Below are 14,420 nucleotides of genomic sequence, written 5' to 3' on the forward strand. Positions count from 1 at the left end.
CCCGCCACCTGCGGCGCTCCCGCCGGGCGCGGATCACCGCGCGACAGCGGACAGCGCGCTGTCAACCCACCGTTATCTTCTGGGACGTTGACCCTAATAGCAGGGCGAAATACTCTTCCTCCATGTTCTCTACGGGGGTAGAGCACTGCTCTTGGGAGCGATGGGCGAGAGATCGACGGCGAAGAACGCCGATCATTCCGCCGATCCGCGGCCCGGTCGATTCGCCGGGCACACCTGATCCACTCGCCGGGCCCGCACGGCCCGGCGCCGTGGATTCCGTTTTTTGCACGCAGCACGGGGGAAGCACGTTGAAAGTTCGCCTGCTCGGATCCCTTGAATTGACCGACGGACACATCACGTTCAAGATTCCCGGCGAAAAACTCAGGGCGATCGTGGCGGCACTCGCCCTTTCGCCCAACCGTCCGGTATCCCGAAACGACCTCATCGACGAACTGTGGGGAGAGGAACTCCCGCGCAACGCCGAGAACTCCCTGCAGGGCCATGTGGCCCGGCTCCGCCGTGTCATCGAATCCCGTACGGGCCACGACGGCCTGCGGGAACTGATCCGCACGTCCGGTTTCGGCTACGCCCTCGCACTCCCGGAGAGCGACGTGGACGCCTCGCTGTTCGAGTCACTGGTCCGCGAGGCGACCGCGCTCGGCCGGAGCGACCCGGACCGCTCGGTTCGGCTGCTCACCGAGGCGCTCGCGCTGTGGCGCGGGCCCGCGCTGCTCGACGCCGGGCAGGGCCTGATCAGCCGCATGGCGTACACCCGGCTCACCGAGATCAGGCTCACCGCGTACGAGCACCTCTTCGACGCCGAGCTCGCCCGGGGGCTGCACCGTGAAATCATCACGGAACTCCAGCAGTTGCACGCCCAGTACCCGCTGCGGGAGCGGTTCTGCGAGCAGCTGATCACCGCGCTGTACCGCTCGGGCCGCCAGGCCGAGGCTCTTGACGCCTACCACCGCACCCGGCAGCGGCTCTCGCACCACCTGGGTCTGGAGCCCGGCGAGGCGCTGCGGGCCAGGTTCCAGGGCATCCTGCGCCAGGAGCCGGTGCCCGCCGGACGCTGAACACGCCATATCTCAGAGGGAGTTGGTGACCCGAAGGAGCTGCCAGACGGCGCCCGCCCTGGCCCTTCCCTGGAAGGCCAGGTATTCGGGCAGGACCAGGTGCGGCGCCCATTTCTCCTTGTACGCCAGCTGGCTCGCGGCGGGGTACACCTTCTCGCCGTGCGCGGCGAGCTGCCGCAGGAACCAGGCAGTGGGCCGGCTGGCGGAGGGCGCCTCGTGTTCGGGCGCGAGTCCGGTGAACGGAGTGAAGCCGAGGTGCAGCCACTCCGCGCCCTCCGCACGGAAGGCCTCGACGGCCGTCAGGTTGATCGCCTCCAGGACGCCCGGCGCGGTTCCCGGCAGCCGACGGCTGAGGTCGTGCAGCAGGCCGGCGCGCTTGCCGAAGGCAGGCGAGTACGAGATGTAGGCGACGAGTTCGCCGCCGATCCGGCCGGCGAACAGCCGGCGGTGCACCTGGCCGGGACCGCCGAGCTGACCCACGAGGAACTCGATCTCCTTGACGTGGCGCCCCTTGCCGCGCAGCCACTGCCGGTCGATGTTCCGCGCGTCCTCCGCGACGTGCTCGTAGGGCACTTCAGCCACGTCGAGTCCGCTGCGGCGTGCCCGCGACACCTTGTTGCGCAGTTTCACGAACCGCGAGCCCTTGAGCCCGAATTCGGGCAGGTGCAGGGAGTAGGAGGAGCCGACCTGATTCACGGTGAATCCGCACCGCGCGTAGAGAGCGACGTCCTCGCTCTGCAACTGGACGGCTGCCACCGTGCTCCGGCGCGCCCACGCGAAATCGAGGAATCCGCGCAGGAGTTCATCCCGCGCATGCTCCGGCGCGAAAACCCCGCCGAACTGCATCAGATACTTCCCCGCACTCCGATAGGCGATCACACCCGCACTGCCGGGCACGGTGAAGTACTCGTTTCCCGTGTTCATCGCCAGAAACGCGCTGGGATTGTCCGCGTAGTCCCGTAGTTGATGCAGAACGCTGTCAATGGCAAGGACATGACCGGTCATCGAAGCTCCTCCGCTGGTCGTCCGGCGAATCGTCCCACCGGGCCGTGTCGAATTCCCTGAAGCCGCCGTCTCAGCACCGTCTCAGGCGCTTCTCAGCCAGGGCTGAAAAATTTACGGCGAAACATTCAAGCAATTCCGTCGCGCAGTGCGGGGCGGACGTAAACGGGGGCCTTGCGTGACCGGAATATCAGCGAAATCGCGTGCACTGCTGCATCCCGACGACGTGCTGCTCGCCCAGGGGGCGCGCTCCTACGGCTCGTACGTGGCGGGGAAGAGCGTGCCGGGTGAGGAGTGGGTGTACGTCGTCGACTCGGCGGCTCTCCTCGACGACGCGTTCACGAGTCTCACGCTCAAACGCAAGCTGGAGAAGGGCTGGACACCGATCGGGCCACTGCCCGGCTCGATCGTCGCCCGCGTGGCCAAGGCCTCCGCCGACACGGTCGAGGAGGCCCTCGAAGCGGCCGCGGGCGCCGCCGCCGAGTGGGGTGCGACGCCTCTGGACGTACGCCTCGACCAGGTCTGCTCCCTGCTGCGCGAGCGCATCGCCGAGCGCACCGGCGAGATCATCGAGGTGCTCGTCCAGGAGGGCCACCCGCTGGCACTCGCCCGCTGGGAGGTGTCCGGGATGCTGCAGTGCTGGAGCCCGGAGTCGATCGGCTTCTACCACTCGCAGATGATCCAGGAGTTCCGGCACGGGGTGCGCGAGATCTCCGTGCGGCGCAGGCCGGACGGAGTGGTGTGCCTCAACCCGCCGCAGAACGCGCCGATGGCCAGCGCCCTGCTCGGCGTGTACTCGATCTTCGCGGGCAACGCCCTGGTGGTACGGGCACCGCGCAGCGGCCCGCTCGGCGTGATGTACGCCCTGCAGGAGCTGGTCGCCCCCGTCCTCGACGAGGTGGGCGCCCCGCCCGGCACGCTCGGCGTGGTCTGCGGGGACCCGGGGCCGATGCTGAACTCCTGGCTCGCCAGTGAGCATGTCGACGACATCATGTATTTCGGCAGCAGCGAGAGCGGTATCCGGTTCCAGGAGCGGTGCATCGCCGCCGGAAAGAAGCCGATTCTCGAACTCGCCGGCAATGACATCGTGACGGTCTGGAAGGACGCCGATGTCGAACTCGCCGCCGAAGCCCTCACCGAGGGTTTCTACGGTTCCGGCCAGCTCTGCATGATTCCCAACCAGGTGGTGGCCCACCCCGACGTCGCCGACCGCCTGGTGGCCGAACTGGCCCGTCAGGCCCGGCGGATCAGGCCCGGCCGAGCGGGGGACGAGGGGGTGCTGCTCACCCCGGTGCTGCGCAACGAGAAGTTCTTCGAGTGCCTCGACGACGCTCTGGCGCACGGCGCCGAGCTGGTCTGCGGCGGCCATGCCATGCAGCTCGACGGAACGCGGGACGCGAACGGCATCTTCCTGGAGCCGACCGTGGTCCGCGTGAACGGGCTCACCCAGGCGCGGCGGGTGCAGGCAGTGCGGCACGAGACGTTCTTCCCGCTGCTCCCGGTCGTCGTGGCCGAACAGGCCGAGGACGACGAGCTGTTGACGTCGTTCATCGACTTCGTGAACACCAACTGGTACGGCCTGCGCAACTCGCTGTGGGCGAAGGACCGCGCGGTCGTCGACCGGTTCGTGGCCCGGGTCACCGAGGGCGGGCTGCTCAAGGTCAACGACTCGCACATCGGCTTCCTGCCCTATCTGCCCTCGCACGGCGGTACCGGCCTGACCGGCGGCGTGTTCGGCGAGGCCAACTATCCGATGCTGCGCACCACCCATGTGCAGGGCGTGAGCGTGGCACCCGGCGGGATCCGCCCGCGCGACGCCGTGTTCGGCACCGGCAGCAGTGCGGCCTGAGGAGGATCCGATGCGTTCGACGGAACGGGCCGCGGAGGTCTGTGAGGGTTTCCTGCCCGGGCTGCTCGGCAAGCTCGCCGACATCCCGCTGAGGGAGCTTGAGGCGCCGGGCAGCCCGGCCCTCGCCCACTTCAAGGCGTGCAAGGGCCCGGGTCTGGTGATCCCGGAGGCGTACCAGGGCAGCGGCGCCACACCGCTGGAGGCGCTCGCCGTGGTGGGGGCCATCGCGGCGGCCTCGCCGTCGCTGGCCGTGGGCACCACCATGCACCACTTCTCTGTGGCGACCCTGTTCACGCTCGCCGACAGCATCAAGAGCAGCGGCATGGAGTGGGCGCTGCTCGAAGGCATCGCCGAACAGGGCCTCCTGGTCTCGTCGGGCTTCGCCGAGGGGCGGCCCGGACAGGGCATCCTGTCGCCGACCATGACCGCGGCGAAGGCCGAGGGCGGCTATCTCATCAACGGCTCGAAGAAGCCGTGCAGCCTGGCGCACTCCATGGATCTGCTCACCGCGTCCGTGGCGCTGCCCACCGACTCCGGCTCCGAGATGGCGGTGCTCCTGGTTCCGCGCGGCACTCCGGGCATCACCGTCCACCCGTTCTGGAAGAGCTGGGCGCTGGCCGGCGCGGAGAGCGACGAGGTGCGGCTCACGGACGCCTTCGTCGACGAACAGCTCGTCGTGCGGCCGGAGTTGGGCGGAGCCGGTGAGCTGGACGAGCTCCAGACGGTCGGCTTCATCTGGTTCGAGCTGCTGATCTCGGCGTCGTACCTGGGCATGGCCGGCGCCCTGGTGGAGCGGGCGCACGCAGCGGGCCGGGGCAGCGTCTCCGACCGGGCCGAGCTCTTCATGACCTACGAGAGCGCGGGCCTGCTCCTGGAGGGCGTGGCCCGAATGCTGGGGGACGGCGAGCACGGCAACGAGGCGCTCGCCAAGACGCTGGTGGCCCGGTACGCGGCGCAGGACGCGCTCGGCGTGGCGGTGCGGCGGGCGGTGGAACTGCTCGGCGGCATGGCGTTCATCGGCTCGTCCGACGTGGCCTACCTCGCCGCCGTCTCGCACGGGCTCGCCTTCCACCCGCCTTCGCGGGCGAGCTTCGCGGCGCCCTTCCTCGACCACGTCGACGGCCACCCGCTGCGGCTGGCCTGAAGGGGTGGACACCATGACGGTCACGACAACACCGGTCAGGGAACTGCCCGACCGGGACGCCCTCGGCCGCCTGTACCGGGCCCGGCTCAGCAAGGGCCGGGCGACGCTCGGCGAGATGTTCGGCGGCCATGTGGAGGTGGCGTCCGAGGGGGCGTGGGTCACCACGGCCGAGGGGCGCAAGTTCCTCAACTGCGGAGGCTACGGCGTCTTCATCACCGGCGCGAAGCACCCCACGGTGATGCGCCACGTACGGGAGCAGCTGGAGCAGCACCCGGTGGCGACCCGCCTCTTCATGGAGCCGCAGATCGCCCTCGCCGCCGACGCCCTGGTCTCCGTCGCCCCGCCCGGCCTGGAGCGGGTGCACTTCGCGGGCTCGGGCGCCGAGGCGGTGGAGGCCGCGATCAAGGTGGCCCGCACGCGCGGCAGGACCCGGCTCGTCGCGATGGCGGACGGCTACCACGGCAAGACGATGGGCGCCCTCAGCCTCACCGGCAAGGACGTCTTCCAGGACCCCTTCCGCCCGCTGCTGCCTTCGGTCACGCATGTGCCGTACGGCGATGTGGAGGCCCTGCGCAAGGAGCTCGCCGCCTGCCCGGGCGAGGGCTGTGTCTTCGTCGAACCCGTGCAGGGCGAGGCGGGGGTCGTCATTCCGCCGCCCGGCTATCTGGGCGCGGTCGAGAACGCCTGCCGCGAGTACGGGGCCCTGCTCGCCGTCGACGAGATCCAGACCGGCCTCGGCCGGCTCGGCACCTGGTGGGGCTGCGGTCCCGAGGGAGTGCGCCCCGATCTGCTGCTCGTCGGCAAGGGGCTCAGCGGCGGCGTGGTCCCGGTGTCCGCGGTGCTCGCGACGCCCGAGGTGTTCGGCGCCTTCGACCGTGATCCGTATCTGCACACCTCGACGTTCTCCGGTGCGCCGCTCGCGATGGCCGCCGCGCGCGGCGCGATCGCGGCGCTTCGCGAGGACAACCTGGTGGGGCGGGCGCGGGTACTCGGCGAGGAGATCCTGCGGGTCGTCGGCCGGATCGTGCGCGGCCACTACGCAACGGCCGTGCGCGAGGTGCGCGGGCGCGGACTGATGCTGGGCATCGAGTTCGCCGAACCCGGCCCGGCGGGCGACCTGCTGATCGAGCTGATCCAGCACGGCGTCATCGCCAACCACTCGCTCAACTCCCATCTGGTCCTGCGGCTCACCCCGCCCGCGGTCCTGACCCGCGGCGACCTGGACTTCCTGTACGAGGCGGTGGACCGGGCCTGCCGGGCCCAGGCCGCCCGCTACACACCGACCCGTGAAAGTGGCTGAGACAACCATGCGCAGCACTCAACTGACCGTCCGTGTCGAGGCGGTCTGCCCCAGCACGGCCTACCACCGCATCAAGGACTACGCGCGCTATCCGGAACTCGCCCCCGTCGTACGGTCTGTGACGGTCCACGAGGTGGGTGAGGGAGAGGAGCGCAGCGACTGGGAGGTGTACTTCCGCAACGGCATCCTGCGCTGGACGGAGACCGACCGGTTCGACGAGGCGAAGCTGCGGATCTCCTTCCGCCAACTCGAAGGCGACTTCGCCGAGTTCACCGGCACGTGGTCGGTGACGCCGGACGGCGAGGGGTGCCTGGTGGACTTCGCCGCCGAGTTCGACTTCGGCATCCCGAGCCTCGCGGGCATTCTCGACCCGGTCGCGGCGCGGGTCCTGAAGGAGACCATCGGCGTAGTGGTCACCAGCCTCTTCGAGCGGGCCCATGTGGTCGGCGACGACCCGGTGGCACGCTCGGTCGCCCTGGCCGCCGCGGCCGCGCCCCACCGGAACCGCCCCGGAGCGGCCGCCTGATGGACGCGAAGAACCTCTTCGAGACGCCGGTGACGTACCGCCTCGTCCGCCTTGAGTACGCGGTCGGGCTCGCGGTCGCCGCCGGGCTGCTCCTCGCCCATCTCGGCGAGGTGCGGTGGGGCGTGGCAGCCGGCCTCTTCGTGTACATCGACCTGATCGGCTACATCCCGGGGGCGATCGCCCATCACCGAAGCCCGGACGGCCGGATCCCGCAGACGTATTACGTGCTCTACAACGTGATGCACAGCCTCGCCACCCAGACACTGGTGGCGCTGGCGTGGATCTGGCTGTTCGGCGCCGAGTGGGCGCTGCTCGCGCTGCCCATCCACCTGTTCGGCGACCGGGCGGTCTTCGGGAACTTCCTGAAGCCGTTCGGCGTGGGCTTCGAACCCGTGGCGCACCCCGCGTACCAGCGCTTCAGCGGCGAGTACGCGGCCGGAACCACGGGCCGGGAGCACCACGCGGTACGCCTCGGTGCGAGGCCGTCATGACGGCGCCGGGGAGCGTGTCCACCCGTACGGGCTGGCGGTTCGCGTCGGGGGTGTCCGTGCTGACCTGCGGGGCGGCGGACCGGGCGCACGGGGTCACGGTCAGCACGCTGTCCGTGGCCTCGGTCCACCCGCCGATGGTCTCGGTCGCGCTGCGCCGGGGCAGCCGGGGGCTCGGCGCGCTGCTCACGGCGGGCCGCTTCGTGGTCAACGGCCTCACGGTCCAACAGGCCCCGCTGGCCCGGTACTTCGCGCGCAAGGACCGCAGCGACGGGCTGGCCCTGTTCGGCCCGGAGGCCGAGTCGGCGTGGGAGCCGTACACCGCCGACGGGGTGCCGCTGCTCGCCGGAACGGTCGGGCGTCTTGAGTGCCGGATCGAGCGGACCGTGCCCGTCGGCGACCACGAGCTGCTCATCGCCCGCGTGCTCGGCTCATACCTCGGCAGCGGCACTCCCCTGCTCAACACCGACACCAGGAGCTGAATCCGATGACCGACACCAAGAGCGTTCTCGGCGCGATACCCGCCGAGGCCGACCGGGAGCAGGCGCCGTCCCTCGTGGACGGGGCGATGCGCCTTGAGCTGACGGCCGCCGACTGCGATCTGCGGTACTGGCTGCGGGCCGTCCCGCAGGGCACCCTGCGCGGCCAGGAACTGGGCCACGCCGACGACGTCCGCCCGCTGGCGGTGACCAGCGAGCCGGGCCCGCTGAACGACGCCCTCACCCAGGAGCTGGCGTTCCGCTCGATCGCGGAGGAGAAGGCGACCCGGGCGATCTCCTATCTGGTGGCGCTCGCACCCGACATCGACAGCATGGAGTTCTACGCCACCCAACTCCTGGACGAGGCACGCCATTCGATGGTGTTCCGCTCGCACCTGACGTCGCTCGGCGTGGCCGAGAGCGAGCTGTGGCCGACCGTGGAACGGCTGGCCGGAGCGGACCGCGAGGCGGTTCTGGCGCCGTTGGAGGAGCTCGGCCTCCGGGTGCTGCGCGACGAGGGCGACTTCATCGGGGGCGTGGTCGTCCTGACCATCCTGGTCGAAGGGGTGCTCGCGCCCGCGGCGGAGCTCAGCGAGCGCAAGTGGCGGATCTTCGACCCTGCGGCCGCCGACATCGAGCGGGGCGCCGCCATCGACGAGATCCGGCATCTCACGGTGGGCAGCTCAATCGCCCGTGAACACCTTCTCGCGCACCCCGAGGACAAGACCCGCATCCTCGAACTGATCGCACGAGGACGGGAGTTGTGGGGCTCACTGCCCGCCACGGACATGATTTTCCGCCGCGAGTCCCTCTTCCAGGAGGGGCTGCGCAAGCACGCCGAGCTGGCTGGTGACTACGAGATCTGGCCGGGCCGACGCCTGGTGGACACCGATGTCGAGGAGCGCATGACGACCGCGCTCGGCTGGGCGGACGCCATGCAGCGCCGCCGCCTGGAGTACATGGGTCTGGAGGAGGCACTGTGACGACCACCGTCCCCACCTCGTCCGGCACGCTGGACGAGGTCACCCGGATCGTGCGGAACGCCGGCCTGATGGACACCCGTCCCGGCTACTATGCCTGGAAGATACCGCTCAACTTCCTTCTCCTGTCGGTCGGCTGGGTGCTCTTCGCGGTCGTGGGCGACAGCTGGTGGCAGCTCGTGGTCGCCGCGTATCTGGCGTTCTGCTTCGGGCAGACGGGCCTGATCGGTCACGACGCGGGCCACCGGCAGATCGTGCGCACCCGCCGCGGCACCGATCTGCTCGGCCACTTCCACGGCAACCTGCTGACCGGGGTGAGCTTCGGCTGGTGGGTGGGCCACCACACCGCCCACCACAACTATCCCAACCATCTGACACTGGATCCCGACATCCTGCGCCGCCAGGTCATCTTCGACGCGAGCCAGCGCGAGCAGCGGACGAGCCGGGCGGCCCGCTTCATCGTCCGCCACCAGTCGTGGATGTTCTTCGTCCTGATCACACTTGAGGGCGTACGGCTGCACATGTCCGGCTATGTGGCCGCGCGGCGGGGCGCCCTGAAGAAGTACCGTGGGACCGAACTGGCTGTGCTCACCCTGCACTTGGCGGCGTACCTCGCCGGCGTCTTCTACGTTCTGCCGCCCGCGAAGGCGGTCGCGTTCATCCTGGTGCACCAGCTCCTGTTCGGCTTCTACATGGGGCTGCTCTTCGCTCCGAACCACAAGGGTCTGCCGGTGCGCGACGGCGAGACCGAGGAGTTGGACTGGCTCACCCGCCAGGTGGTCACCTCGCGGAACCTGCGCCCGGGCCGGGTCACCGACTTCTTCTACGGCGGCCTGAACTACCAGATCGAGCACCATCTGTTCCCGTCGATGCCGCGTACGAGCCTGCACCGCGCCCAGCCTCTGGTGAAGGAGTTCTGTCTGCGCGGCGGCCTGCCGTACGCCGAGGTGTCGCTCATCGCGTCGTACCGGGAGGTCTCCGGATACCTGGGCGGCATCAGCGCGGAGGTCGCCGAGTCGGAGGGGACGGCGACCTCCGCACCACCATAGGCCTGTGGGCTTCATCGGGTCCGGGCCTGTCCGGCCAGGGCGCGCACGACCGCCGCGGCGGCCACGGCGTGCCCTCGGCCGCCCAGCCGTCCGGGCTGCGAACTCCACAGCAGCTTGGAGTCGAGACCCTTCTCATACGCCATCAGGTCGATGTGCACGGCGCCATGACGCAGCGTCACGACGGTGACGCGCTCGACGAGGAGGCGCTGCCGGGTGCGGATGCGATCGCGCTGGGCGTCGGCCACCTGGCCGGATCCCGACCAGTCGAAGGGGCTGACCACGGCGGCGTCCCGGCAGGTCGCACCCTTCAACGACGTCAGAATCCGGCTGAGTTCGGACTCCACCACATCGGGGTCGAAGCTGCGCGCCCGCAGATCGGGGCCGCCGCAGGCCAGTACCGCGAGGTCGGCCTCGAAGGCCAGCGCCTGCGCCAGCTGCCGGGACCGCACCTCGGACAGGACCAGGTCACGCCGGGGGCGCAGGGACAGGCAGGCGAGTTCGGGCGGCCCGGCCTGCCTGAGCAGGCAGGCCACCCGCTCGGGCCAGGCTTTCGCCCGCCGGTCGCGCACCGCGGCCACCGGCACCGGGCCCGCCTCGCAGCCGCCGAACACCACGGCCCGCCGCCACGGAAGGCCCGCCAGCAGTTCCTCGGGCTCGCCCGGCCGTAGGACATACGGATCGGGGCCCTGCGGATCGGGACTGTACTGATCGGGGTTGTACGGATCGGGACCCGGCGGATCGTGATCCTCCATGGCGTTGCCTCGCTCGACACTCAACCGGCTTTCTCCTCACAGCAGTTGATCCGGTCCGTGTGTCCCGGCAGCTGCTCCTCGGCCCGCAGGCGAACGATCTCTCCCCACGGAACGGTCCCGCTGAACAACTCCTCTCCAGCCCCGTTCACGAGCCGCACCCTCACGTCGGCGGCCCGGTGCCGGTCCGGGGTGCGGGCGAGCAGCCCGACCAGCTCGGCCGCGTTCCGCCGGACGAGCTCGACCAGGACGGCCCGGTCCGCCGCCGCGACGAGCGCATCGATCGCCGCGGGGTCGGTGGCCGCGGCGTTGTCGAGCAGCGGCGCCGCCCCGTCGAGCACCTGCCGCGCGGTGTCCGCCAACAGGCGGTCGCCGAGTGCGAGATGAGCGAGCGTACGGTCGACATCGCCCCCAGCCCCGCCGTCGGCTTCGGAGCCGACGCCGACCCGGGAGGCCGCGGCACGGAACAGCCCGTCGTACGCCGACTCAAGTCCGGCGGTGTCCCACATGACCTCGGATGTGCGAAGCGGGGTCGACCCGAGGTCCGCCGCCCCGCCATCGAAGCCCGCGGGCGCGGGCCGCTCGGTCTGAACCCGCCTGCTCAGAGCCCCCTCCCCCAGATCACCCAGCGCCAGCTCGACGAGTCGCGAAACCCCCGCCGGATCCAACTCCGCCAGATTTTCGACCAGTTCGACGACTTCCGGCTCGCCGCCGCAGCGCAGGAACTTGCGGCGGGCCAGTTCCTCGTGGCCCGGCCCGTCCGTGCTGCCCGCCGCTCCCACGGCGGTGCGGCGCTCGGCCCGCAGCTCACGGCCGTCGTGCAGCCTCACGGTGACCCGGGCGCCCAGATCCTTCGTCGCCCAGCGGAAATCGTCCGCCGGGGCCAGCCAGTCCGGCGGCAGTGCGTCCGCGGCTTCCCGGCCGGCCGCCCCGGCCCAGCCCGCGGCCCGCTGCCCCGCGCGCCGCAGCGCCTGTCCCAGCGGGGCCGTGGCGAGCAGCGCCGCCCGGCTCAGCGCCGGGTCGTGGACGGTCCGTACCTTCGCGGCGAGCGCCCAGCGTTCCGGCCGGGCGACGTCGGGCGGTGCGAGGTCGGCGGGCTCCAGGGATCCGGTCAGCAGGGCGGTCGCCACGTTGTAGGGCACGGAGAAGTTCAGGGCGGCCACGCTGGAGTGGGGACCGACGGACTCGGAACGGGTGAGCCGGTCGAGGCCGCTGGTGAACAACGAGCCCTCGACCACGACCTCGGCGATGCCTTCGTCCCCCAACTCCCTTACCACCGCGTGAAGTTCGGACGCGCAATCGATGGCCGCGCTGAGATAGGCGCTGCCGGGGTGGACCTTGTACGAGAGCGTCTCGGTGTACCAGAGCGTGCCGAGCCCGCCGACGGCTTCCTCGGGGAGCGGCAGCGCGGCGAACCGGTGGAGGAAGCCCTGGGGGTGTTCGAGGACGTCGGCCGGTCCGCCGAGTCCCGCGCGGGCACCGTCGCAGGCGCTGAGCCCGATGCGTACCGGAACGGCGGCCGTGTACAGCTTGGCGTCGGTGGTGAAGAAGCCGCGCGGGAGCGTCCAGGTGGGGGTGGTGAAGGCCAGGCCAAGGGCGTTCACCCAGGTGTCCGTGAGAGCGCTCTCGGCGCGCAGCCTGCCCGCCACCGCACCGGCGAGATGGGTGTGCCCGGCGGTCTGGCCCCGGAACGGGCCGAGCGTGGCGGCGGCCGTGATGCGGGCCGCGCATTCGTTGGCCGCCAGGATCGCGGTGGCGAGCCGCCGCCCGTCGAGGCCGAGCGGCCCGGCATACACCAGGGGGACGTTGACGCAGGAGTGGGAGAGGTGCCCCGCGAACGCGGTGTCGTCGAAGTCCAGGCAGATGGTGGCCATGGCCAGGGAGTGCGCGGCGCGCTCGGGGTCGGCCTGGAGAGGGCTCCCGTACGCCTGGCTGATCCTGGCACCGAGCGGGTGGCCGTATCCGGCCCGGGCGGCGGCGAGCTGGCTGAGCAGTTGGCTCCTGAGGTGGGCGAGGACTCGTTCCGGGGCGTCCTCGACGTCCAACTGGCTTGTCCAGGAAGCTAGTTGGGCCAGCAGTGAAGGCTCACTCATCCCTGCCTCCGGCCCATGGCGGCCTCGGGCTGCGCCGCCTCGGCCTGCTTCGGTGCGGCGCCGTCTCCTCGTCGGCGCAGGAAGACCAGGGCGCACAGGCCTCCCACCAGGGTGCCTGCGGCGGCGACCTCCATCACCAGGTGCATGCCGTCGATGAAGACGGGGCCGACCGCGTCCATGACGGTGCCGCGCATGCCGGGTGGCAGCGTCCCGGCCTGCGACAGGTCGCCGCCGCTGAGCTGGTCGTAGGCGCGGTCGCGGACCTGCTGCGGGAGGGGGGCCGCCGAAAGCGCTCCCGGGAGCCCGTCCCGCAGGTGGCGGAGCAGCAGGGCGCCGGCGAGCGCGACCCCGAACACCGCGCCGACCTGCCGGAAGGTGTTGGAGATACCGGAGGCCGTGCCCGCCTGCTCGGGCGGGACCGAGCCGAGCAGGGCGACCGTGGCCGGGGCGCCGGTGAAGGAGACGCCGACGCCGAGCAGCGCCAGGGCCCACCAGTAGCCGCCGAAGCCGGTGTCCACGTCAAGGGCGGTCAGGCCGTAGAGCCCGGCAGCGGACAGGACGGATCCGACGACGATCGGCCGGCGTGGGCCCGCCTTGGCGGCGACGACGCTCGCCGCGAACGAGGCGATCATGATGGGTACGGTCAGCGCGAGGAAGCGGACGCCGGTCTCCACACTGCTCAGCCCCTGAAGGCTCTGCAGGACGAGCGTCAGCAGGAAGATCGCGGCGAACAGGCCGAAGAGGCTGAGGAAGTTGACGGCTCCGGCGACCGCGACGACCGGGCTGCGGAAGAGCTTCAGCGGAAGCATCGGGTCGGGCCGGCGCAGTTCCCAGAACACGAACAGCACGAGGGTCACCGCGGAGAGCACGAACGATCCGACGATGAGCGCCGAGGCCCAGCCCCTGCTGTTGCCCTCGATGAGCGCGTAGGCGAGCGTGGCGATCGCGACGATGAACAACGCCTGCCCCGTCAGGTCGAGTTGGCGGGCGCGCGGGGACCGGTTTTCGGTGAGCAGCCGGGCGAGGACGAGCGCGGCGAGCACGCCGATGGGAACGTTGATCCAGAAGATGCTCTGCCAGCCGACGTGGTCGACGAGCACTCCGCCGGCCACGGGGCCGGCGGAGAGCGCGACACCGCCGATGCCCGCCCAGATGCCGATGGCCTTGGCCCGGGCGGCGGGTTCGGTGTAGGCGGCGGAGACCAGGGCGAGCGACACCGGGATCATGACGGAGCCGCAGATGCCCTGGAGGGCCCGGCCCACGAGCAGCACGCCGATGGATCCGGCGAGCGCGCACATCACCGAGCTGAGGGTGAAGCCGATGAGGCCGCCGAGGAAGAGCTTCTTGCGGCCGAGGACGTCCCCGAGGGTGCCCGAGGTGAGCAGCAGGCAGGCGAACGCGAGCGCGTAGGCGTCCACGATCCACTGCAACTGGGTTATTCCGGCGGTGAGTTCGTGCTGGATGTTCGGCAGCGCCACGTTCACGATCGTGGCGTCGAGGTACACCATGAACACGCCGAAGCAGAGGAAGGCCAGCAGCAGCCCCTTCCTTGGGGCATGTGCTGAGCCGGCGCCGATGGTCTCGCTCATTGCGGATCCTCACGTGAGGGGGTCCGGGGACGGTCTGGCTTTCGCAACATAATGACCGGCGGTCAGTCAGTCAATGCGCAATGACTGGCGGTCAGT

13 protein-coding genes are annotated in these 14,420 nt (G+C 70.7%); 9 read left to right on the plus strand and 4 right to left on the minus strand.

Translation table 11 applies throughout. From position 1 onward, the window contains the following. Positions 1-338 precede the first annotated feature (338 nt). Positions 339-1,076 carry an AfsR/SARP family transcriptional regulator gene (locus tag ABD346_RS37545; RefSeq protein ID WP_344380804.1) on the plus strand — a complete coding sequence of 246 codons (738 nt, stop codon included), beginning with the start codon at positions 339-341 and terminating at the stop codon, positions 1,074-1,076. 12 nt (positions 1,077-1,088) lie between these two features. On the opposite strand, the gene ABD346_RS37550 is transcribed toward ABD346_RS37545, so the two are convergent. Continuing rightward, on the minus strand, positions 1,089-2,081 hold the full coding sequence (locus ABD346_RS37550; protein WP_344380805.1) for a phosphatidylglycerol lysyltransferase domain-containing protein: 993 nt from the start codon (positions 2,079-2,081) through the stop codon (positions 1,089-1,091). Positions 2,082-2,265: 184 nt separating this feature from the next. Between ABD346_RS37550 and ABD346_RS37555 the strand changes: the two genes are divergently transcribed. The 8 genes from ABD346_RS37555 to ABD346_RS37590 are packed head-to-tail and all read left to right on the plus strand — an operon-like array spanning position 2,266 to position 9,893. Further along, a complete protein-coding gene (locus ABD346_RS37555; RefSeq protein WP_344380867.1) occupies positions 2,266-3,927 on the plus strand; it encodes an aldehyde dehydrogenase family protein in 1,662 nt (553 codons plus the stop codon). 10 nt (positions 3,928-3,937) lie between these two features. Further along, positions 3,938-5,071: an acyl-CoA dehydrogenase family protein gene (locus ABD346_RS37560; RefSeq protein ID WP_344380806.1), complete on the plus strand. Its 1,134-nt coding sequence runs from the start codon at positions 3,938-3,940 to the stop codon at positions 5,069-5,071. 13 nt (positions 5,072-5,084) lie between these two features. Beyond that, the gene (locus ABD346_RS37565) at positions 5,085-6,371 is read left to right on the plus strand and encodes an aspartate aminotransferase family protein (RefSeq protein ID WP_344380807.1); all 1,287 of its coding nucleotides are present in this window, start codon (positions 5,085-5,087) and stop codon (positions 6,369-6,371) included. Next, the gene (locus ABD346_RS37570; RefSeq protein ID WP_344380808.1) at positions 6,364-6,897 is read left to right on the plus strand and encodes a type II toxin-antitoxin system RatA family toxin; all 534 of its coding nucleotides are present in this window, start codon (positions 6,364-6,366) and stop codon (positions 6,895-6,897) included. The genes ABD346_RS37565 and ABD346_RS37570 overlap by 8 nt, the downstream gene beginning before the upstream one ends. Beyond that, the gene (locus tag ABD346_RS37575) at positions 6,897-7,388 is read left to right on the plus strand and encodes a hypothetical protein (protein WP_344380809.1); all 492 of its coding nucleotides are present in this window, start codon (positions 6,897-6,899) and stop codon (positions 7,386-7,388) included. The genes ABD346_RS37570 and ABD346_RS37575 overlap by 1 nt, the downstream gene beginning before the upstream one ends. A gap of 14 nt (positions 7,389-7,402) precedes the next feature. Next, positions 7,403-7,867: a flavin reductase family protein gene (locus ABD346_RS37580; protein WP_344380810.1), complete on the plus strand. Its 465-nt coding sequence runs from the start codon at positions 7,403-7,405 to the stop codon at positions 7,865-7,867. 5 nt (positions 7,868-7,872) lie between these two features. Then, positions 7,873-8,847 (plus strand): VlmB-like protein, encoded by a 975-nt coding sequence (locus ABD346_RS37585; RefSeq protein ID WP_344380811.1) that lies wholly within the window; start codon positions 7,873-7,875, stop codon positions 8,845-8,847. Continuing rightward, on the plus strand, positions 8,844-9,893 hold the full coding sequence (locus ABD346_RS37590; protein WP_344380812.1) for a fatty acid desaturase family protein: 1,050 nt from the start codon (positions 8,844-8,846) through the stop codon (positions 9,891-9,893). The genes ABD346_RS37585 and ABD346_RS37590 overlap by 4 nt, the downstream gene beginning before the upstream one ends. An 11-nt stretch (positions 9,894-9,904) precedes the next feature. On the opposite strand, the gene ABD346_RS37595 is transcribed toward ABD346_RS37590, so the two are convergent. The 3 genes from ABD346_RS37595 to ABD346_RS37605 are packed head-to-tail and all read right to left on the minus strand — an operon-like array spanning position 9,905 to position 14,324. Next, positions 9,905-10,669 carry an SGNH/GDSL hydrolase family protein gene (locus ABD346_RS37595; protein ID WP_344380813.1) on the minus strand — a complete coding sequence of 255 codons (765 nt, stop codon included), beginning with the start codon at positions 10,667-10,669 and terminating at the stop codon, positions 9,905-9,907. Further along, the gene (locus ABD346_RS37600; protein ID WP_344380814.1) at positions 10,666-12,735 is read right to left on the minus strand and encodes an MmgE/PrpD family protein; all 2,070 of its coding nucleotides are present in this window, start codon (positions 12,733-12,735) and stop codon (positions 10,666-10,668) included. Before ABD346_RS37600 ends, ABD346_RS37595 begins: the two co-directional genes overlap by 4 nt. Further along, on the minus strand, positions 12,732-14,324 hold the full coding sequence (locus tag ABD346_RS37605; RefSeq protein ID WP_344380815.1) for a DHA2 family efflux MFS transporter permease subunit: 1,593 nt from the start codon (positions 14,322-14,324) through the stop codon (positions 12,732-12,734). The genes ABD346_RS37600 and ABD346_RS37605 overlap by 4 nt, the downstream gene beginning before the upstream one ends. Positions 14,325-14,420 lie beyond the last annotated feature (96 nt).

This window comes from Streptomyces mauvecolor (assembly GCF_039532965.1).
Classification (GTDB): Bacteria; Actinomycetota; Actinomycetes; order Streptomycetales; family Streptomycetaceae; genus Streptomyces; species Streptomyces violascens.